Annotated in this window: 17 protein-coding genes; 9 read left to right on the top strand and 8 right to left on the bottom strand. The window is 71.2% G+C overall.

Annotation, left to right across the window (positions count from 1 at the left end; translation table 11 throughout):
* The first annotated feature begins 54 nt into the window (after positions 1-54).
* Entirely contained in the window at positions 55-1,302 is a 1,248-nt protein-coding gene (locus KIS93_RS01700) for a LacI family DNA-binding transcriptional regulator (protein WP_246005154.1), read from the top strand.
* Positions 1,303-1,978: 676 nt separating this feature from the next.
* Here the strand turns inward: KIS93_RS01700 and KIS93_RS01705 are convergent.
* Genes KIS93_RS01705 through KIS93_RS01715 form a run of 3 tightly spaced genes read right to left on the bottom strand, consistent with a single transcriptional unit; the run spans position 1,979 to position 3,850 of the window.
* Positions 1,979-2,626 carry a response regulator gene (locus KIS93_RS01705; RefSeq protein ID WP_155126770.1) on the bottom strand — a complete coding sequence of 216 codons (648 nt, stop codon included), beginning with the start codon at positions 2,624-2,626 and terminating at the stop codon, positions 1,979-1,981.
* A gap of 4 nt (positions 2,627-2,630) precedes the next feature.
* The gene (locus KIS93_RS01710) at positions 2,631-2,786 is read right to left on the bottom strand and encodes a hypothetical protein (protein WP_186403527.1); all 156 of its coding nucleotides are present in this window, start codon (positions 2,784-2,786) and stop codon (positions 2,631-2,633) included.
* On the bottom strand, positions 2,783-3,850 hold the full coding sequence (locus KIS93_RS01715; protein WP_186403528.1) for a sensor histidine kinase: 1,068 nt from the start codon (positions 3,848-3,850) through the stop codon (positions 2,783-2,785). The genes KIS93_RS01710 and KIS93_RS01715 overlap by 4 nt, the downstream gene beginning before the upstream one ends.
* A gap of 183 nt (positions 3,851-4,033) precedes the next feature.
* On the opposite strand from KIS93_RS01715, the gene KIS93_RS01720 reads away from it, so the two are divergent.
* From KIS93_RS01720 to KIS93_RS01735, 4 genes are all read left to right on the top strand, one after another.
* Positions 4,034-4,747: an ABC transporter ATP-binding protein gene (locus tag KIS93_RS01720; protein ID WP_155126776.1), complete on the top strand. Its 714-nt coding sequence runs from the start codon at positions 4,034-4,036 to the stop codon at positions 4,745-4,747.
* 641 nt (positions 4,748-5,388) lie between these two features.
* A complete protein-coding gene (locus tag KIS93_RS01725) occupies positions 5,389-6,147 on the top strand; it encodes a hypothetical protein (RefSeq protein WP_080037737.1) in 759 nt (252 codons plus the stop codon).
* Positions 6,148-6,410: 263 nt separating this feature from the next.
* Positions 6,411-6,980, top strand: coding sequence for a hypothetical protein (locus tag KIS93_RS01730; RefSeq protein WP_080037738.1), 570 nt, complete (start codon positions 6,411-6,413; stop codon positions 6,978-6,980).
* Between the two features lie 715 nt (positions 6,981-7,695).
* Positions 7,696-8,646 carry a phosphotransferase gene (locus tag KIS93_RS01735; RefSeq protein WP_080037739.1) on the top strand — a complete coding sequence of 317 codons (951 nt, stop codon included), beginning with the start codon at positions 7,696-7,698 and terminating at the stop codon, positions 8,644-8,646.
* Positions 8,647-8,703: 57 nt separating this feature from the next.
* Here the strand turns inward: KIS93_RS01735 and KIS93_RS01740 are convergent, their stop codons facing one another.
* Both KIS93_RS01740 and KIS93_RS01745 read right to left on the bottom strand, forming a co-directional pair.
* Positions 8,704-9,351 (bottom strand): nitroreductase family protein, encoded by a 648-nt coding sequence (locus tag KIS93_RS01740; RefSeq protein ID WP_080037740.1) that lies wholly within the window; start codon positions 9,349-9,351, stop codon positions 8,704-8,706.
* Between the two features lie 179 nt (positions 9,352-9,530).
* A complete protein-coding gene (locus KIS93_RS01745) occupies positions 9,531-10,865 on the bottom strand; it encodes an MFS transporter (protein WP_155126780.1) in 1,335 nt (444 codons plus the stop codon).
* A gap of 136 nt (positions 10,866-11,001) precedes the next feature.
* Here KIS93_RS01745 and KIS93_RS01750 point away from each other — a divergent pair, with 136 nt between their 5' ends.
* Positions 11,002-11,478 carry a MarR family winged helix-turn-helix transcriptional regulator gene (locus KIS93_RS01750; RefSeq protein WP_080037742.1) on the top strand — a complete coding sequence of 159 codons (477 nt, stop codon included), beginning with the start codon at positions 11,002-11,004 and terminating at the stop codon, positions 11,476-11,478.
* On the opposite strand, the gene KIS93_RS01755 is transcribed toward KIS93_RS01750, so the two are convergent.
* On the bottom strand, positions 11,479-12,399 hold the full coding sequence (locus KIS93_RS01755) for a helix-turn-helix transcriptional regulator (protein ID WP_080037743.1): 921 nt from the start codon (positions 12,397-12,399) through the stop codon (positions 11,479-11,481).
* Positions 12,400-12,538: 139 nt separating this feature from the next.
* On the opposite strand from KIS93_RS01755, the gene KIS93_RS01760 reads away from it, so the two are divergent.
* Positions 12,539-13,318 (top strand): NAD(P)H-dependent oxidoreductase, encoded by a 780-nt coding sequence (locus KIS93_RS01760; protein ID WP_080046606.1) that lies wholly within the window; start codon positions 12,539-12,541, stop codon positions 13,316-13,318.
* Positions 13,319-13,350: 32 nt separating this feature from the next.
* Here the strand turns inward: KIS93_RS01760 and KIS93_RS01765 are convergent, their stop codons facing one another.
* Positions 13,351-15,663, bottom strand: a complete 2,313-nt coding sequence (locus tag KIS93_RS01765) for a rhamnogalacturonan lyase (protein WP_080037744.1) — start codon at positions 15,661-15,663, stop codon at positions 13,351-13,353.
* 177 nt (positions 15,664-15,840) lie between these two features.
* Positions 15,841-16,602: a DeoR/GlpR family DNA-binding transcription regulator gene (locus KIS93_RS01770; RefSeq protein ID WP_080037745.1), complete on the bottom strand. Its 762-nt coding sequence runs from the start codon at positions 16,600-16,602 to the stop codon at positions 15,841-15,843.
* Positions 16,603-16,849: 247 nt separating this feature from the next.
* Here KIS93_RS01770 and KIS93_RS01775 point away from each other — a divergent pair, with 247 nt between their 5' ends.
* Entirely contained in the window at positions 16,850-18,283 is a 1,434-nt protein-coding gene (locus KIS93_RS01775; RefSeq protein WP_080037746.1) for an FGGY-family carbohydrate kinase, read from the top strand.
* On the top strand, positions 18,280-19,281 hold the full coding sequence (locus tag KIS93_RS01780; RefSeq protein ID WP_222107175.1) for a hypothetical protein: 1,002 nt from the start codon (positions 18,280-18,282) through the stop codon (positions 19,279-19,281). Before KIS93_RS01775 ends, KIS93_RS01780 begins: the two co-directional genes overlap by 4 nt.
* Positions 19,282-19,339: the final 58 nt, after the last annotated feature.

Below are 19,339 nucleotides of genomic sequence, written 5' to 3' on the forward strand. Positions count from 1 at the left end.
TCCTAAAAACGCCGGTGCCGCCGGAGGGCGGCACCGCCGCACATGGGAGGTCCTGTGCCTCGAGCCACGCTGGCCGACGTCGCGGCGGCCGCCGGAGTATCGGTGCCGACGGTGTCCAAGGTACTGAGCGGCAAGAAACACGTCTCCGCCGCCACCCGCGACAAAGTCCTCGAAGCGGTCAGGACCTCCGGCTACGAAGCCCCCCGCCCCGCCACCACGCCCCGCGTCGGCGTCGTCGACCTGCTCATCGACGGGCTCGGCTCCCCCTGGGCGCAGGTGCTCATCGCCGGCGCCGAGAAGGCCGCCGCCCGGTGGGGCTTCTCCCTCGTCGTCACCTCCTCCGCCCGCCCCGACTTCGACCTGCGGCGCTGGATCGGCATGGTGCGCAAGCGCAACACCGACGGCATCGTCCTCGTCCTCTCCCGCGCCGACCAGCGCGAGATCGCCGCCCTCGAAGAGCTGCTGCACGTGCCGCTCGTCCTGCTCGACCCCGTCGGCCAGCGCGACCCCCGCCTGTCCACCGTCGGCGCCACCAACTGGCTCGGCGGCGTCATGGCCACCACCCACCTGCTCGAGCTCGGCCACACCCGGATCGCCTTCATCGGCGGCCCCCTCGACACCCAGTGCACCCTCGACCGCTACGAGGGCTACCTGGCGGCGCACCGCACGTTCGGCATCGACCCCGACCCCGAGCTGACCCGATACGGCGACTTCCTCGTCGGCAGCGGCCGCTCCTACGGCGCCGAACTCCTCGACCGCGACAACCCGCCCACCGCCGTCTTCGCCGGCAACGACCTCCAGGCCGCCGGCGTCTACCAGGCCGCCACCGAACGCGGCCTGCGCGTCCCCGACGACCTGTCCGTCGTCGGCTTCGACGACTCCCTCCTCTGCGAAACCCTCTCCCCACCGCTCACCACCGTCCGCCAGCCCCTCGACGACATGGCCAACGAGGCGGTGCGGCTCGTGTACGAAGAGCTCACCCATCCGCGCGGGCCCGCCGGCACCCGGATCGAGCTGGCCACCACCCTCATCATCCGCCGCAGCACCGCCCCCACGGCCAGAAACCGGCCCGCCGACAGGCCGTCGGCCGCTCAGCCCGCTGACCTGCCTGTGCCGCGCCAAGGGCGCCGCCTTCCTCCCTCCCTCCCTCCCGTCGGAGGCTCGCATCGCCCCGGCATGCCCGCGAGACCTTCCATCGAGGGCCCGCATCACATCTCTCGGCGGGCGCCCTCACGGCAGGCCGCTGTTGCGCACCACGTTCATTGCGCGGGGGCGGCCCCGAGGCCACATCACGCGCCCTGAGGGCCTTGGCGGAGAGCGCGTGATGCAGCCTCGGGGTGGTGGGCGTCCTCAGAGCAGGCCCGCGTCGAGCGCCACGTCCATTTCGTGGCGAGCGGGGGGTGGTGGGACGGTCTCGGGCCAGGCTGGCGTCGCTCACCACCTTCCTTGCGCGGAGGGTGGTGGGACGGCCTTGGGGCAGGCGCGCGTCGAGTAGCACGTCCATTTCGTGGTGAGCGGGGGGTGGTGGGACGGTCTCGGGCCAGGCTGGCGTCGCTCACCACCTTCCTTGCGCGGAGGGTGGTGGGACGGCCTTGGGGCAGGCGCGCGTCGAGCGCCACGTCCATTTCGTGGTGAGCGGGGGGTGGTGGGACGGTCTCGGGCCAGGCTGGCGTCGTCCACCGCCTTCCTTGCGCGGAGGGTGGTGGGACGGCCTCAGGACAGGCCGGCGTCGCCCACCACCTTCCATACGCGGAGGGTGGCCCCCGGGACGTGGGGAGGGTGGTGAGCGTCCTCAGAGCACGCTCGCATCGCGCACCACATTCGTTGCGCGGAGGGTGGCTCCCGGGGCGTGCGGAGGGTGGTGGGCGCCCCTCAGAGCAGGCCCGCGTCGCGCACCACCCCCCATTTCGTGGAGAGCAGCCCCCGAGGCCGCGTCACGCGCCTTCGGGGCCATGCGGAGCGTGGTTGCGGGGCGGCTTCAGAGCAGGCCCGCGTCGCGTACCTTCATGGCCACGTGGACCCGGTTGTCGGTGCCCAGCTTGGCGAAGATGCGCGTGATGTTGGCCTTCACCGTGGCCACGCTCACCGACAGGTCCTGGGCGATCTCGGCGTTCGTGCTGCCCCTGGCCACCTCGATCGCGACCTCGCGCTCGCGTTCGGTCAGCCCGGCCAGCTCGCGCGCCGCTTCCGGCCGGCGCGGCTCGTAACGGCCGGTGGCCGCCGCGATGACCTGCTGGGCGACGGACGGCGACAGCACCGGCTCGCCGCGCGCCACCGCCCGCACCGCCTCGATCATCTTCGGCGGCGGCGTGTCCTTCAGCAGGAAGCCGTGCGCGCCGAGCTGCAGGGCGCGCAGCACCATGTCGTCGGCGTCGAACGTGGTCAGCACCAGGATCCGGGGCGCGTCAGGACGGCGGAGCAGCAGCTCCGTGGTGGCCAGGCCGTCCTGCTCGGGCATCCGGATGTCCATGAGCACGACATCGGGGCGCAGCTCGCGGATCACCGCCATGGCCTGCTTGCCGTCGCCGGCCTCGCCCGCCAGCTCCAGGTCGGGCTCGCCGCCCAGGATGAGGCGCAGCCCCGTGCGCACCATCGGGTCGTCGTCGACGATCACCACTCTGATCACGGGGTCAAGCCTCCCACGGCAGCGACGCCTCCAGGACGAAGCGCCCGTCGCGTACGTCGTGGGCGATCGTGCCGCCCGCCATCCGGATGCGTTCGGCCAGCCCGATCAGCCCCAGCCGCCCGCCGGGCCCCGGAACGGGAGTGGGCGCGGGGTTGCTCACCCGGATCCGCAGCCCGCCCCCGGCCGCCCGCCGAGCTCGGCCCGCACGGGGCTTCCGGGCGCGTGCTTGCGGGCGTTCGTGAGTGCCTCCTGCACGATCCGGTACGCGTGCCGCCCCGTCTGCGCCGGCAGTAACTCCCTGCGATCCACCGAGTCGTCCACCTCGACCCGCTGACCGGCGGCCCGCACCTCCTCGAACAGGGCGTCCAGGTGGTCCAGCGTCGGCTGCGGCGCCTGCGGGGCCCCTCCCTCGCGCCGCAGCGTGCCGAGCACGGCGCGCAGCTCGTTCAGCGACTGGTGCGCGTTCTCCTGGATGGCCAGCGCGGCCTCGCGCGCCTCCTCACCGGTGAGGTCCTTGCGGTAGGCCAGGCCGCCCGCCAGCATCGACAGCAGGGAGATGCGGTGCGCCAGCACGTCGTGCATCTCCTGCGCGATCTTGAGCCGCTCCTCCAGCTTCGCCTGCTCGACCCGCTGCGCCTGCGCCGCCTCCGCCGCCGCCCGCTGCGCGTCGGCCAGCTCCCTGCGCCCCCGCAGGTAGAGGCCGAAGACGGTCAGTGCCGTCAGGATGACGCCGCCGACCACGGCGTACAGGGCCGTCAACAGCCACGGACCCCCCACCCACAGGCTGGAGGCCACCATGGCCAGCCAGAACACCACCGCGACCGGCACCACCTTCCGCCAGCGGTGGTGCGAGGCCAGCGAGGCGAACGCGACGATCGCCGGCCCGTTGAGACACCAGAAGACGGCCGTCGGCGCCGCCGTGACCAACGCCACCTGCCACGGCCACCGCCGCCGCCACCGCAGCAGGACCAGGCCGCCCACGCCGGCCGCCATGTCGAGCAGTCTCCTGGTCAGGTCGTGCCCCATGGCCTCTCCGGTGCGCGCGGAGAGGGTGACCATCATGAGGACGGCGATCAGGAGCGGGGTGGCGGCGAACAAATAGAGCAGGACGGTGCCGAACCGGTCGGGCGACTCGGGGGAGGGGTGACGCACCATTGGCCCGTCCGCCGAGGGCGGCCCGGGGGCTTCGGCGGGGGAGTGGGGCTTGTCGCGGAGGTCGTGCACGGTGTCCAGGGTAGAGCTGGCTTGGCCTGGGCTTTAGCCCCCCAGGTCCATAATCGGGCCGACTCCGGGCTACGTCCGTACAGACCCTGGTCGACCCTCGGCAGCGCCGGATCCAGCCCTCAGAACGCGAACTCTCGACCCAGGCTTGATGAGCCCGGACGGCGTTTCCGATGAACTTGGCCCGTGATCGAATTCCACCGCGTCACCAAGACGTACAACGGGGCGAAGGCGCTGGACGACGTCTCCTTCACGGTCCCGCCCGGCATCATCACCGGGTTCCTCGGGCCCAACGGCGCAGGAAAGTCGACGGCCATGCGCATCCTGACCGGCCTGTGCCGTCCCACCTCGGGCTCCGCGACCGTCCTCGGGCGACCGTACACGAACCTGGAGCGACCCGGCCTCGAGGTCGGCGCCCTGCTCGACGCCGGCGCCCAGCATCCCGGCCGCAGCGGGCGGGAGGTGCTGACCCTGGGCGCCATGATGCTCGGGCTGCCGAGGTCGCGGGTGGACGAGGTGCTGGATCTGGTCGGACTGACCGGCAAGGAGAGCCGGCGGGCCGTCGGCGGCTACTCGCTGGGCATGCGGCAGCGGCTCGGCATCGGCCACGCCCTCCTGGGGCACCCGAAGGTGCTCATCCTCGACGAGCCCGCCAACGGCCTCGACCCGCAGGGCATCCAGTGGATGCGCGAGCTCCTGCGCGACCTGGCCCGGTCGGGGTGCGCGGTGCTGCTCAGCTCGCACCTGCTGCACGAGGTGGAGCAGGTGGCCGACCAGATCGTGATGATCGGCGCCGGCCGGGTCCTCGCCCAGGGCACCCTCGCCGAGCTCGGCCGGGGCCGCAGCCTCGAACAGACCTTCCTGGAGCTCACCGCTCAAACGGACCGGAGCCCGGCATGAACATGCACCCGCGGCCTGAGGCTGACGTGCCTGAGGGCGGCATGAATGGTACTGGCGAGTACACGATTCGCGGCGTCCGCCGGAGGTCGGCATGAGTAGCACTGGCCATGCATTCTTCGCACCGTCTCAGGGTGGTCGGAGTAGGGCTGATGTACGGGACATTCGCGCCGTCCCGGGGTGGTCGGCATGAGTAGAGGGCTGGCCTGCGAGACGTTCGCGCCGTCCCGGGGTGGTCGGCATGAGTAGAGGGCTGGCCTGCGAGACGTTCGCGCCGTCCCGGGGTGGTCGGCATGAGTAGGGCTGACTTGCGAGACGTTCACGCCGTCCCGAAGGGGTCGGCATGAGTAGAGGACTGGTCTGCGAGACGTTCACGCCGTTCCAGGGCGGCGGCATGAGTAGGGCTGACGTACCGGATGTTCACGCCGTCCCAGGGTGGTCGGCATGAACAGCACAGACATACGCAGCTGTCACACCGGCCCAAGGAGTCGGCATGAGAAGCACAGACACGCGCCACGTCCACACCACCCCAAGGAGCTCAGCGTGAGAAGCACAGACAGGCGCACCATTCATACCGCCCTGAGGAAATCCGGCATGAGAAGCACTGATGTCCGTAGCGTTCACATCACCTCACGGAGGCCGGCATGACGACCGACGTGCGCACGAGCGCGCACCGCATCCCCTTCAGCACTCTGCTGCGGGTCGAGACCCGGAAGCTGTTCGACACCCGCACGGGCGTGATCATGACAGGTGTCCTGGTGGCCGGGGCGGTCGCGCTGGTGGTCGGCCGGGCGCTGTTCGCGGGGCCGGTGAGCCTGTCCACGTTGGCCAACACGGCGGGGATCGCGTTCGGGGTGTTGCTGCCCGTGCTCGGCATCCTCACCGTCACCGGCGAGTGGAGTCATCGCACCGCGCTCACCACGTTCACGCTGGAGCCGCGGCGGGGGCGGGTGATGGCGGCGAAATGCGTCCCTGTGCTGGGTGCGGCCGTGGTGGCGTGCCTGCTGGGGTTGCTGGTGGCGGTGCCGATGACGGCTGTCTCCGCCGCCGTACGGGGTGGGGAGGCGGCCTGGGGGGTGGAGCCGGGGCCGCTGCTGGGGTGGATCGCGACGACCGTGCTCTCGACCGCGCAGGGGCTGGCGATGGGGCTGTTACTGCTGAACGCGCCCGCGGCAATAGTGATCTACCTGGTCACTCCCATGGTGTGGGGTTTCGTGACGGGGCTTGGTTCGACGGGCGAGGTGCTGGCCGAATGGTTCGATCTGAACACCGCCACCAACGCCCTGATGGACGCAAGCGCGGGCGGCGGGGACCTGGCGCGGCTGGCGTCGGCGGTGCTGGTGTGGGTCGTCATCCCCGCAGGCGTAGGGGTTCTGCGCGTGCTGCGGAAAGAGGTGCGGTGAGCGCTTTACCTATCGAGGTAGATCATTGCCCGGTTTATGGGGATTCGTTTGCCTTTGTCCGGTTTGGGGGGTAACTTAGAGAGCGTTACCGGCGAGTGACCTGCGCCTTACCACCGGATCGGAAGGCCGGGCCTCCCGGGTCTCGAATCCACACCACGGATTCTCCCTTGCGCTCCACGTAGCGACCGTACGGCGTGCTGCCCGGCTACGTCCGTCAAGCGAGCGCAACGTTCCCGTCCCCTAACAAAGGACCTGAATCAAGTATGTCTGCTCGCCTGCGTGCCATTGCCATGTTCGCCGCGTCCGCTGCTACGGCGCTGACGATTGGCTCGACCGCGGCGCACGCCGACTCCGGCAGCACCGACCAGCAGGGCCTGCTGAAGGGCTCGACCACCGCGTCCTACTTCTGGGACGACTCCTCGGGCCGCGCCGGCGACACCGGCCTGCCCGCTGCCGGCAAGCCCATGCAGAAGGGCCTGGTGGCCAGCCCCAGCTGGCCTCTCATGACCGAGGGCTACGTCATCTACAAGGGCAAGAAGCTGCCGTTCTTCGTGGGCGACCGCGGGCCCGGCGACCCCTCCAACCGTGGTGTCATGCTCGACCTCGACGCCAAGACCTTCGCCGAGCTGACCGGCGGCAAGTTCAACCCCGACACCCTGGGTGTGGACGGTGTCGCCGGCGAGGGCCACATCAAGATCGAGTACGTCGTGACCAAGTGGGGTGGCGGCGTCGGCAAGAAGAGCTACCCGGTGGCCTTCTCCACCGGTGCTTGGGCCGAGAAGGACGACAGCGGCATGACCAAGCAGGTGTCCGTCAAGAACGCCGGCCACTGATCTCCGCCAAGAGGGCGCTCCCTGTACGGGGGGCGCCCTTTTCGCGTTCTACGGGGCTGTCCGTCCGTGGGGCGGGTCGTTCTTGGGTGTCTGTGCGTGCGGCGGGTCGTTCTTGGGGTGTTCGTCTGCGGGGCGGGTCGTTCTTGGGTGTCTGTGCGTGCGGCGGGCTGTTCTTGGGGTGTTCGTCTGCGGGGCGGGTCGTTCTTGGGTGTCTGTGCGTGCGGCGGGCTGTTCTTGGGGTGTTCGTCCGTGGGGCGGGCCGTCCTTGGGGGTTTCGGTCCGTGGGGCGGGCCGTCCTTGGGGGTTTCGGTCCGTGCGACTGGTCCACCCTGGGGCTGGCTGTTTACATACTGGGCGTCGGCGGGACTGGGCGCGATCGTTCATGAGGCTGGTCGTCTTGTGGCGGGTTGTTCGCAGGCTGGGCGTGGGTGGGGCTGTTTGCGGTCCTCCGGGAGGCCGCTCGTTCTGGGGCTGTTGTTCGCGTACTGGTCGTCCTGGGGCTGGTGGTCCTGCGACTGGGCGTCCGTGAGCCCTGGGCGTCCGTGAGCCCTGGGCGTCTGCGAGCCCTGGGCGTCTACGGGTTGGGCACCGCGCATCAGGCGCGCGGGCCGCCAGGCGTGCGGACCGCCAGGTGCACGTCGCCGATGGCACGGCGCGGCGCGTGCGGTGGGCTTGGGCGGCGTCGTAGGGCTGTGGGGCGTGGAAGGATCGGGGGATGAGTGGATCTCTGGGACCTCAGCAGCTCGCCCGCCGTACCTCCGCTGCCCTGGACGCCGCCGTAGGAGCGGGGCGTGAGTTGGGGCTTGAGGTGGCCGAGGCGACGGTGTTGCATGACTTTTTCTCCGTTGTGGTGCACCTGGCGCCGGCGCCGGTTGTGGTGCGGGTGCCGACCGTTCTGGCGCATGGGCTGGATCTTGATGGGCTGGCGCGGCGGCAGCGGGCTGAGTTGGATGTGGTGCGGTGGTTGGCGGGGCGGGGGACTCCGGTGATTCCGCCCAGCCCGCTGGTGCCAGTGGAGCCGGTGCGGCGGGATGGGTTCTCGATGACGTTTTGGCAGTTCGTCGAGGAGGACCGGAGCAAGGAGCCTGACTACGAGGCGAACGCGGAAAGTGTGGCTGCCCTGCATGCTGCTATGCGCGGCTATCCGGGTGAGTTGGGGTTTTTGTCGGCGGCTGAGCCGTCCTTTGTCAGTGAGAGTTTTGCTCTGCTCGACGGGCGTCCTGATCTTGTCGACGCCGCTGATTTGGAGCGGGCGCGGCGGGAGTGGGAGGTTCTGGAGCCTCTTGTGCGGTCGCGGGCGGCGTTCGAGGACAGGTTCCCTGGGGTCGAGCTTCAGCCTGTGCACGGTGACTCGCCGCCTGCGAACATCTTCCACGGCGTTGACGGGAACCTGTACTCGGACTTCGAGCTGGTCACATTGGGGCCCGTCGAGTGGGATCTGGCCGCGCTCGGGCCCGCCTGCGAGGCTGCTTACGATCGCGGGGCGCGGCGTCACGGCCTGAGGCCGCTGAACCAGGAGGTCATGGCCTTTGTGAACGCCGTGGGCATGCTGCGGGTCGTCGCCGTCCTCTCGTTCGTGCCGCAGCTGCCTGCGCTGCTGGAGTACGTGAAGCCGGCCATCGAGCAGTGGCGGGCGACGCCCTTCGCGGGTGGCCTGAGCCGGTGAAGGCTTGGTCTTCCGGTACCTGTGATCTCGGTGTTCCGGCTGCCGGCGCGCGGTCGTTCACCAGCGTTGCCAGTGCAGCACCTCCTCGCGGGGGATGCGGGGAGCGGGCTTGAAGTCGGTGCCGAGGGTGAAGGCCAGGGGGATGAACGCCGCCAGCATGACCTCCTCGTACGGCACCCCGAGGATCCCGGCCAGTTCACGTTCGAGCGGAGCCTGGGCGCTGGTCCACACCGTGCCCAGGCCGCGCGCCCGGGCGGCCAGCATGAAGCTCCAGACCGCCGGCAGGATCGAGCCCCAGGTGCCCGCCTGGTCGGTGACGGGGGCGTGGTCGGTGCGGCCCTCTACGCCGGGGATGACGAAGGCGGGCACCCGGTGGATGTTGGCGGCCAGGTAGCGCAGGCCGTCAAAGACGCGGCCGGTGGAGGCGGCGTGGTAGTTCATGCGCCACAGGTCGCGTTCGGTGAGCGTCTGGCCGGCGGCCAGGGGGAGGGCGCGCAGGTAGAGGTCGGCGACGGCGCGCCGCTGCTCGGGCTCGGTGACGACGATGAAGTGCCAGCGCTGCCGGTTGCGGCCGGTGGGGGCCTGGACGGCCAGGTCCACGCACTGCTCGATCAGCTCGCGGGGCACCGGCCGGGTGAAGTCCAGGCGCTTGCGTACGGCGCGAGTGGTGCTCAGCAGCTCGTCCGGGGTGAGGTTCAAGGTCACGACGGTGTCCCTCCGGTCAGGGTGCGGATGGTGACGGGGTAGGGCAGCAAGGGTGTGGATGGTGACGGGGATCGCGCGGCAAGGGTGCGGATGGCTGATGGGAGGCGCGGCAAGGGTGCGGATGGCTGATGGGAGGGGCGGCAAAGGTGCGGATGGGTGATGGGGTAGGGCCATGGTCGTCAGGGGATGGGGGCGGGGTGGCGGGGGCGTAGGCCGTACAAGGCGATGAGGGCGCCGACGAGCGAGAAGGCGCCCGCCGTCAGGAACGCGATCGGGTACCCGCCCAAGCTGGTGACCGCGGCCAGGGTGGCGACGCCGATTCCGGCGCCGATCTGGACGGCGGAGGTGACCAGCCCGGAGGCCAGGCCCTGCTGCTCGTCCGGCAGCCCGGCGACGGCGGCGATGTTGAGGCTGGGGAACGACAGGCCGTTGCCGATGCCGTGCACGACCAGCGCGGGCAGCAGCACCGTCAGGTAGTCGCCGGCCTCCCCGGCGCGCAGGAACAGCAGGATGCCCGCGCCCTGGACGAGCAATCCGGCGGCGGCGACGCGGCCGAGGCCCCAGCGGGTGATCAGCCGGCCGGCGAGGTTGGCGGTGATGACGATGGCCGCGCCCATCGGGACGATCCCGAGCCCCGTCTCCAGCGGGCCGTAGCCGAGCCGGCCCTGGAGGTAGAGCACGGCGACGAACTGCCAGCCGATCGTGGCGCACGCCCAGGTCAGGGCCGCGAGGTTGGCGGCGGCGACCGTACCGGATCGGAAGATCTCCAGGGGGACGAGCGGAGCGGGGCGCCGGCGTTCGATGGCCACGAACGCGCCGAGCAGCAGCACGGCCGCGGCGCCGGCCGGCCAGTTCCGCTCCGTCAGGGCGAACACCAGCAGCAGCACCCCGCCGGTGACCGAGACGGCGCCGGCGGCGTCGAAACCTTCCCGCGCGCCGGCGGGACGCGCGCCGGACGGCAGGACGAGCGGCGCCAGGACGAGGACCAGCACGGCGACCGGGACCGGCAGGAAGAACACGAGCCGCCAGCTGATCTCGGTCAGCAGGCCCGAGGCGATGAGCCCGGCGGTGTAGCCGGTGGCGCCGGCCAGCGAGTAGACGCCCAGCGCCCGGTTGCGTTGCGGTCCCTCGGCGAACGTGGTGGTGATGAGCGACAGCGCGGCGGGCGCGGTGAGCGCGGCGGCGATTCCCTTGATCACGCGGGTGGCGACCAGCGGCCATCCCTCCGACAGCAGCCCGCCGGCCAGGCCGGCCGCCGCGAAGACCGCCAGGGACAGCAGGAAGGTGCGGCGCCGGCCGAACAGGTCGGCGATCCGGCCGCCGAGCAGCAGGAACCCGCCGTAGGCGACGGCGTAGCCGGACATCAGCCACTGCAGGGTGCTGTCCGGCAGCGCCAGGTCCCGGCCGATGGCGGGCAGGGCCACGCCCATCAGCGACAGGTCCATCGAGTCGAGGAACACCGCTGCGCACAGCAGCACCAGGGCCGTTCGCTTGCGGCCATCGGTTCGGGGCACGACCACTCTCCATCTGAGGACAAACAGTTTGGTTGCAGACGATTGAGGACCGTACGCTCGAAAATCATCTGCTGTCAAACGATTGGAGGAGAGATGATTGGTTGGGTAGGGTGGAGGCGGAGCGAAGAGGAGACCGATGGCAACCGCGACCAAGACCGCCGACCGCGCACGACCCACCTACTTCCCGCGCCTCGCGGCCGAGCGGCTGGACATCGCGCTGTGCCGGGCCTCGTCCGCCGTGGCCCGCGCCGCGGACGCGCACGCCGGCACGGAAGGGCTCGGGGTCGGGCAGCACCTCGTGCTCCAGATGCTCGACGCCGTCGGCCCCTGCTCCCAGCAGGTGCTCAGCGAGGAGCTGCGCATCGACCGCAGCGTCATGGTCAGCGTGTGCGACGATCTCGAACGGGAGGGTTTCGTCCGCAGGGAGCGCAACCCCCGCGACCGCCGCTCCTACGCCGTCACCATCACCGACGCGGGCCGGCGGCGGCTGGACCGGGCGCAGGCGTCGATCCCGGCCTTCCTCGACGACACCTTCCACGCCCTCACCGCCGAGGAACGCGCCCAGCTCGGCACGCTCCTCGGCAAAGTGCTGGGCATCCCGGCCGCCGGCTGATCAGCGCCGGGCGTCCGCCCGCTCCACGTGCGCGTCGCCGCCGGCACGACTGGCACCCCGCCCCGCGTGCGGGTCGCCGCCGGCACCACTGGCACCCTGCCCCGCATGTGCGTCGCTGCCGGCGTCCAGGCCGGCCAGGAGCCGCAGGCCGTCGGCGGAGGGGCTGCCGGGGGCGGCCGAGAGCACCAGCAGCTCCAGGCCCGACTCGTCCGGCAGTGCGAAGTTCTCCTGGTGCAGCTCCAGCTCCCCGACCAGAGGATGCCGGTACGCCTTGCGCCCGTGCGTCCGCGCCCGCACGTCGGCCCGCGCCCACAGGCGGCGGAACCGCTCGCTGCCCATCGCCAGCTCCCCGATCAACGCGGCCAGCCGCGGATCGTCGGGATATTTGCCGGCCGCGAGGCGCAGGTGCCCGACCACGTCACGGGTGCACTGCTCCCAGTCGGCGTACAGGCCGCGGCCGGCCTCCTCCAGGAAGATGTGCCGGGCCGTGTTCAGGCCCCGCATGGGGCGGCCGTACAGCAGCTCGGCCAGGCGGTTGCCGGCGGCGACGTCGAGGCGGTGGTCGACGATCATCGCGGGCGCGTCGACGATCAGGCCGAGGACGCGGGCCAGCTCGGGGCGCAGCCGCCCGGTGGGCGACTTCACCTTCCTGCGCCGCTGCCGGGCCAGCCGGTAGAGGTGCTCGCGTTCGGTGTCGTCGAGCCTGAGGACCCGCGCGAGCGCGTCGAGCACCTGCTCCGACGGCTGCGTGGCGCGGCCCTGCTCCAGACGTACGTAATAGTCGACGCTCACCCCGGACAGGTGCGCGACCTCCTCGCGGCGCAGGCCCTGCACGCGGCGGCGGCTGTCGGCCGGGATGCCCGCGTCGGCGGGGTCGACCCGGGAACGGCGGGTGCGCAGGAAGCCGGCGAGATCGTCCATGAGTCCAGTATGCGCGCTGACCTGGGATGCGAGGGTGGTCCTGCCATTACCAGGAAGTCCGTTCCGACGGAAGTGGCGTCCCTGAACGGCGGCCGTCCGGGCGTGCAGGATCGAAGCCGACCGGATGAAGGAGTTCACCATGAAGACGCTGATCGTCTATGCCCACCCGGAGCCGAAGTCGCTCAACGGCTCGCTCAAGGACCTGGCGGTGTCCACGCTGACGAAGGCGGGGCACGAGGTGCGGGTCAGCGACCTGTACGCGATGCGCTGGAAGGCCACCGTGGACGCCGCCGACTACGGCCCGTCCGCGTCGAGCCCGCTGAGGGTCCCCAAGGACTCGGGCCGGGCCTTCGAGACCGGCACCCTCACCCCGGACGTCCGTGCCGAGCAGGAGAAACTGCTGTGGGCCGACACGATCATCTTCCAGTTCCCGCTGTGGTGGTACACGATGCCGGCGATCCTCAAGGGCTGGGTCGACCGGGTCTTCACCTACCGCTTCGCGTACGGCGTCGGCGAGCACAGCGCCGTCAAGTACGGCGAGCGCTTCGGCGAGGGCACCCTCGCGGGCAGGCGCGCGCTGCTGTCGGTGACCGTCGGCGGCCCCGAGTCGCACTACGCCGAGCGCGGCATCAACGGCCCCATCGACGACCTGCTGTTCCCGATCCAGCACGGCATCCTGTACTACCCGGGGATCGAGGTGCTGCCGCCGTTCGTCCTGTACGGCACGGACCGGACCACCGGCGACGACTGGCCGGACATCGCCAAGGCGTGGGAGCAGCGGCTGCTGACCTTGGAGACGACCGAGCCGATCCCGTTCCGGCGGCAGAACTTCGGCGACTACGAGATCCCGTCCCTGAACCTGAAGGAGGGGCTGGAGCCCGCGGGCCGCTCCGGTTTCCGGCTGCACGTGCGCGCCTAGCCTGGGGGAAGGCCGGGGCCTTCCCCCAGGGATCACTTCAGGCGCGGCAGCGGCACCTTCGACCAGTCGATGTCCGAGCCGAAGGAGAAGCTCGGGTAGGCGGGCTGGTTGTAGCCGGTCTGCTGGCGGGCCACCTCGACGCGGTACTGCGGGTCGTGCATGAGCGTGTACAGCTTCCTGTTCGTCAGCTCCGTGCTGACGTACATACGGATCGCCGAGCTGTCGGCGGTACGCACCAGCAGCTCCTCCCGCCAGTCGCCGAGCACGTCGGCCACCAGGCCCGGGTTGCCCTTGGTCCAGTTGTTGGTCAGGGTGCCCTCGGCGGTCAGCAGCGTGCCGCGCCTGTAGTCGTCGATGGTCGGCGTCTGCAGGACGGTGGTGGCGGTGCCGTTGACGAGCTGGGTGGTCATGTCGGCGGCCCAGCGGATGCTCATGTTCGTGCCGGGCGCGTTGCGGCCGAGGTACTCGCCGCGCGCCGACCACAGCCCCGCCTGTACGGTCTGGTCCGGCGGCATCGACGACCACGACTCCAGCCCGCGGACGGCCGGGTCGATGTCGCCGACCATGCCGCGGCCGGTGTCCACGCCGCTGTAGCCGCCGTGGATGACCTGGCCGGTGGCCGCGTCGCGCAGCGCCCAGCCGTACGGGGCGGAGCGGCCGCCCTCGTGCACCGTCCAGATCTCCAGGCCGGGCCGGTCGGGGTCGAAGTCGCCTACGTGGAGGGCGTCGCCGTGGCCGAGGCGGAGGTTCTGACCCGGGAATGCGCTTTCCGGAGGGGCCTGCGCAAAGGACGAATAGAGGAGACGGCCGTCGTCGTCGATGGTGGCGGCGCCGTACACGACCTCCTGCCGGCCGTCGCCGTCCACGTCGGCGACGCTCATCGAGTGGAAGCCCTGCGTGGTGAGCGTGGCGTAGGCCGGGTTGGTGCCGTCCACACCGTGCGGGCCCGAGTTGAACGGGTTGGGCATCGGCGCATGGCCGCTGTCGACGTACCAGCGCTCCTTGAGCCGCTTGCCGTTCCAGTCGTAGGCGACCAGCGTGGTGCGGGTGTAGTAGCCGCGCGCGAAGATCGCCGACGGGCGCTTGCCGTCGAGGTAGGCCACGGACGACAGGAACCGGTCGACCCGGTTGCCCGGCTCGATCCTCGCCATCGCGTAGTCGCCCCACAGCAGGCCGTCGTCGCCGCGGCCCGGCTTGTAGTGGACGGTCTGCAGCTCCTTGCCGGTCGCGCCCTCGAACACCGACAGGTACTCGGGGCCGCTCAGCACGAACCCGTTGAACTCCCGCAGCCGGTTGTTGCCGCTGCGGCTCGGCGCGTAGACGTCGACGAAGTAGTTCGCCAGCTCGGTGGCATCGGCCTGTGAGAGCGGGTAGGTGTATTTCCGCTCGATGCCGAACGCCTCTTCGAGCGTGGCCGGCCAGCGACCGGCGACGACCTCCGGGTGCTCGTGCCATTTCGCGAACAACGCAACAACATGGTCGAAATAGTCTGCCGCGCTCTTCCGATAATCGTCCGTATTCGCGTATCCGGCCTTCAGGTCCTCGCGCGGCATCGTGACGTACCGCTCCGACAGCACCCGGCCGTCCGGCCCGTAGCGGATGACCTTCGTGCCGGGGGCGGTCTTGAGCATCATCTCCGAACGGCCGTCGCCGTCGAAGTCGTAGACGAGGAACTGCGTGTAGTGGGCGCCCGAGCGGATGTTCACGCCCAGGTCGAGCCGCCAGCGCAGGGTGCCGTCCAGCTCGTACGTGTCCAGGTAGGTGTTGCCGGTGTAGCCGCGCTGCGAGACGTCCTTGGAGTTGGACGGGTCCCACTTGACCACGTACTCGTACTGGCCGTCGCCGTCCACGTCGCCCACGCTGAGGTCGTTGGCCGCGTACGTGTAGGCCTCGCCCATGGGGGTGACGCCGTCGGCCGGTTTCTTCAGCGGGAGATTATAAAACGTTTTAAGCCAAGGCGTGGCCGGAGCGCTGCGGCGGTCCTCTCGGCCCTTGACGATCGGGGCGACCCGGTACTCGGAGGTGGCCGTGCCGGCGGGGTCGCGGTAGTTGGTGCTGTCGGTCACCGTGGCGATCGGGCGGCCGTCGCGGTAGACGCGGAAGTTCGCGCCCGTCATGCCCGCAGTGCTGTGGCCGGTCACCTCGTCGCCCAGGAGGCGCCAGCTCAGGAAGACGCCTTCGCTGGTGGAGGCCGCCACCAGGCCGCGGTCCAGATGCTCCAGTTGTACACCGGCGCGGTGGGCGCCCGTGGCGGTGGCGGAGGCGGGGAGGGAGGTCAGTGGCAGGCAGAGCAGGGCGGCCAGCCCTGAGGCCAGCGTGCGGCGGATGCTGCTGGGGGGACTCATCGTGAGGAGCTCCGCTTGATTAAATCGATATAATTTTAGGTCGGAGAGTATTGGGTGCTTGTCAGGTATGTCAAGGCCCGAAGTTTCGGAATGGCCCATTGAATGGGTAATGGGAAAAGGCTTTTATCAGGCGGGCTGTACCGGGATGCCGTCGGTGGCCGGGTGCTCGGCCGGGCTTTACGGGGCGAGCTGTACCGGGACGCCGGTGAAGCCTGCCGGGACGCCGTCGGTCACCAGGCGCTCCGCCGCGTCCCAGCCGCACACCCGGATGGGGGCGCTCAGGGCGAACTTCCGGGCGTCGCCCACGACGATCGTCCTGCGGGCGATGGCGATGAGGCGCCGCTTCGTCTCGGCCTCGTACGGCGTCGCCCCGTACACGCCCGAACCGTCGAGCGCCGTCGCGGCCAGGAACAACGTCCGCACACTCAGGTGCTCCAGCGCCGCCAGCGTCTCGGGGCCGCCGAAGGAGCGGGTGTCGCGGCCGTACTGACCGCCGATGCCGATGAGCGTGATGTCCGGACGGGGCGCCAGCACGGCGATGGCGGGCAGCGAGTGAGTGATCACCGTCAGGCCGGCGTCGGCGGGGAGCAGCTTGGCGATCTCCAGCGTCGTGGTGCCCGAATCGAGCGCCACGGCCGTACCGGGCTCCACGTGTGCGGCGGCCGCAATTGCGATCACGCGCTTGGCGTCCGCGGCCTGGGTGGAGCGGTCGGTGAACGGCGGAGCGGTCGCGTCCGCCGCCGTGGCGCCGCCACGCACGGCCCTGATCAGGCCGTCCTCGGCCAGTCTGCGTAGGTCGCGGCGGACCGTGTTGGACGAGACGCCCAGATGGGTCACCAGGTCGGCGGCGGAGACGTATCCGTCCAGCTCGACGCGGCGCAGGATCGCCTCACGGCGGTGCGGGGCCGAGGTGTAGCGGAGGGTGCCTTCGCTGCTCATGTGAGCATTATGGCGCAAAGGTTGGCAGTTTTCCGCCAACTTCTGGACTTATAGTGACAACATGACGTCGCAACCGTTGACCGCTGGGAGGTGGCGACGTGACGCCGCAATGGTGGGGATCGGCAGGTGCCGCCATGATGCCGCGACCGCTGACGGCCGGGAGAGCGCGCGTCATGACGTCGCAAGCGCTGACCGCTGGCTCGTGGCGGCGTGACGTCGCAAGCGCTCACGGGTGGGAAGTGACGGCATGACGCCGCAAGTGCTCACCGCCGGGATCGACGTGGGTACCACTCACGTCAAGGTGGGCTGCTTCGACGAGCGGGGCCGCTGCGTGGCCGCCGTGCGGCGGGCCACGCCTCGCGACTTGCCCGCCCTCGTCGCCGCAGTCACGCAGGGGCTGGAGGAGTGCACCGAACGGGCTGGACGGGCGCCCCAGGCGATCGGCATCGCGGGCATGGCCGAGACCGGCGTGCCGCTCGACGCCGCCGGGCAGCCGCTCACCCCGCTGCTGTGGTGGAACGACCCTCGGGGCGCGGCCGAGCTGGCCGAGCTGGGCCTGGATCCCAAGATGCTGTACGCCCGGACCGGGCGGTGGCCGGACGCCAAGGCTCCGCTGGCCAAGTGGTTGTCGCTGCGACGCCACGCGCCCCAGGTGCTGCGGGCGATGCGGTGGTGGGCGAGCGTGCCGGACGCGGTGGCGTACGCGCTGACGGGCCAACTCCGCACCCACGCCACGCTCGCGGCCCGCACCCTGGGCTACTCCGTCGAACACGCGGACTACGACGCGGAACTGCTCGCCCTCGCCGGGCTGAGCCGCGAGCGGATGCCCGCCGTGCACGCGGCGGTCGAGCCGGTCGGCGGGGTCGTGGCGCGAGTACGGGGCGTGCCGCCCGGCACGCCGGTGGTGGTCGCCGGACATGATCACGCGGTGGGGGCGTGGGCGGCGGGCGTGCGACGACCGGGGGACGTGGCCGACTCCCTCGGGACGGCCGAGGCCATACTGGCACCCTCGGCCGAGCGGCCCGATCCTGGCGCGGGACTGGCGCTGGGGGTGACGGCCGATCCGTCGCTGGACGGGGCCCGTACGGTGCTGGTGGGCGGGCTCGCGACAAGCGGCGCGGTGGTGGACTGGCTACTCGGCCTGCTCGCTCCCGTCGCAGCGGAGGCGAGTGGGTACGCGGCGCTGCCTCGGCTGCTCGCGGACGTACGGCTGCCGACCGGGATCGTGGTCGAGCCGTACCTGCGCGGCCGGGCGGCCCCCGCGCCCGACCGGGAGCGGCGGATGACGTGGGCCGGGATCGGCGCCGAGCATGGCGTCGGTGACCTGCTGGCCGCCGCCGTCGAAGGGACGTGCCTGCACACCCGCTGGATCCTCGACGAGCTCACCGCCCTCACCGGCACCGCTCCCGAACGCGTGGCCGTCTTCGGTGGCCAGGTCAGGATCCCCCTCTGGATGCGGGTCAAAGCGGCCGTGTCGCCCGTGCCCGTCGAAGTGATCAGGGCCGATGACGCCGTGTGCGCCGGGGCCGCGCTCGTCGCCGGGCAGGTGGGCGGGTCGCTGGACGACGTTCCCGTGCTGCCCAGGGAGCACCTGCCGCCCGATCCCGAGCTGCAGGCCGCCTACCTGCCTCTCTACGACCAGTTCCGCACCCGATCGTCGCAACGACAGGAGCACGCATGACCGACCGACAGGGCATGAGGCAGACCGCCCAGCAGGCCACGGGGCAGACCGTCCAACCGGGCACGCCGCAGGCCACGCGGCTGGATGCCGGGCAGACCGCCCAACAGGGCACGAGGCAGGCCATTCCGGTGCCGACGCTCGACCTGCTGGCTCGTCCCTCTGGTGGGTTCGCCATGGTGGCGATGGATCAGCGGGAGAGTCTCAGGCAGATGTTCGCGGCGGCGATCGGGGAGCGGGTGGGGGATGAGCGGCTGACGTCGTTCAAGCTGACCGTGGCCAGGGAGGTGGGGCCGTACGCGTCCGGGTTCCTCATCGATCAGGACTACGGGTTCGGGCAGGTGGCGGCCGAAGGCATGCTGCCCGGCGGGCTGATCGTCGCCGTGGACAGCCTTCAGCAGGAGCCGGACGGGCCGGTGGAGGACACCGAGATCGACGAGCGGGTGGATCTGGTCGCCGCCCGCGAGGCCGGGGCCGTGGCCGCCAAGCTGCTGGTCATCTGGCGCGACGACGAGCGGCGGGAGCGGCGGCTGGAGATCGCCGCCGAGTTCGTGTGGCGGTGCGCGGACGCGGGGCTGCTGTCCGTCCTCGAAGGCGTCGCCCGACCGGCCGCCGGTACCACCGGCTTCGATGGGCCCGCCGCCATCCGGGAGGCGGCCAGAGAACTGGCCGGGCTGCGGCCGAGCCTCTACAAGGCGCAGGTCCCGCTCGGTGGGGCGGCGCCCGAGGAGCGGCTGGTCGAGGAGTGCGCGCGGCTCGGCGAAGTGATCCCCGTGCCGTGGGTGGTGCTCTCGCAGGGGGTGGAGCGCGACGACTTCCCCACCGCCGTACGGGCCGCGTGCCGGGCCGGGGCGTCGGGCATGCTGGCCGGGCGGGCCATCTGGAGCGACGTGGTCGGCTCGGACGACCTCGCCGCCGAGCTACGCGCCCGGTCCGTCCCGCGCCTGCAAGGGCTGGCGGCCATCGTGGACGAGCACGCCCGCCCCTGGACCGCCCGATGAGCCGGCCTGTGACGGAGGGCCGTTCGCTGCGCCGGCCTGCGACGGGCCGGAGCGAAGG

The organism is [Actinomadura] parvosata subsp. kistnae (assembly GCF_900323885.1).
In the GTDB taxonomy this organism is placed as follows: Bacteria; Actinomycetota; Actinomycetes; order Streptosporangiales; family Streptosporangiaceae; genus Nonomuraea; species Nonomuraea composti.

What these genes read in the sequence shown, in the direction of transcription:
- KIS93_RS01725 (WP_080037737.1), top strand. Translation starts at nt 5,389, where the DNA reads ATGACGACCGACGTGCGCACGAGCGCGCACCGCATCCCCTTCAGCACT.
- KIS93_RS01730 (WP_080037738.1), top strand. Translation starts at nt 6,411, where the DNA reads ATGTCTGCTCGCCTGCGTGCCATTGCCATGTTCGCCGCGTCCGCTGCT.
- KIS93_RS01735 (WP_080037739.1), top strand. Translation starts at nt 7,696, where the DNA reads ATGAGTGGATCTCTGGGACCTCAGCAGCTCGCCCGCCGTACCTCCGCT.
- KIS93_RS01750 (WP_080037742.1), top strand. Translation starts at nt 11,002, where the DNA reads ATGGCAACCGCGACCAAGACCGCCGACCGCGCACGACCCACCTACTTC.
- KIS93_RS01755 (WP_080037743.1), bottom strand. Translation starts at nt 12,399, where the DNA reads ATGGACGATCTCGCCGGCTTCCTGCGCACCCGCCGTTCCCGGGTCGAC.
- KIS93_RS01760 (WP_080046606.1), top strand. Translation starts at nt 12,539, where the DNA reads ATGAAGACGCTGATCGTCTATGCCCACCCGGAGCCGAAGTCGCTCAAC.
- KIS93_RS01765 (WP_080037744.1), bottom strand. Translation starts at nt 15,663, where the DNA reads ATGAGTCCCCCCAGCAGCATCCGCCGCACGCTGGCCTCAGGGCTGGCC.
- KIS93_RS01770 (WP_080037745.1), bottom strand. Translation starts at nt 16,602, where the DNA reads ATGAGCAGCGAAGGCACCCTCCGCTACACCTCGGCCCCGCACCGCCGT.
- KIS93_RS01775 (WP_080037746.1), top strand. Translation starts at nt 16,850, where the DNA reads ATGACGCCGCAAGTGCTCACCGCCGGGATCGACGTGGGTACCACTCAC.
- KIS93_RS01780 (WP_222107175.1), top strand. Translation starts at nt 18,280, where the DNA reads ATGACCGACCGACAGGGCATGAGGCAGACCGCCCAGCAGGCCACGGGG.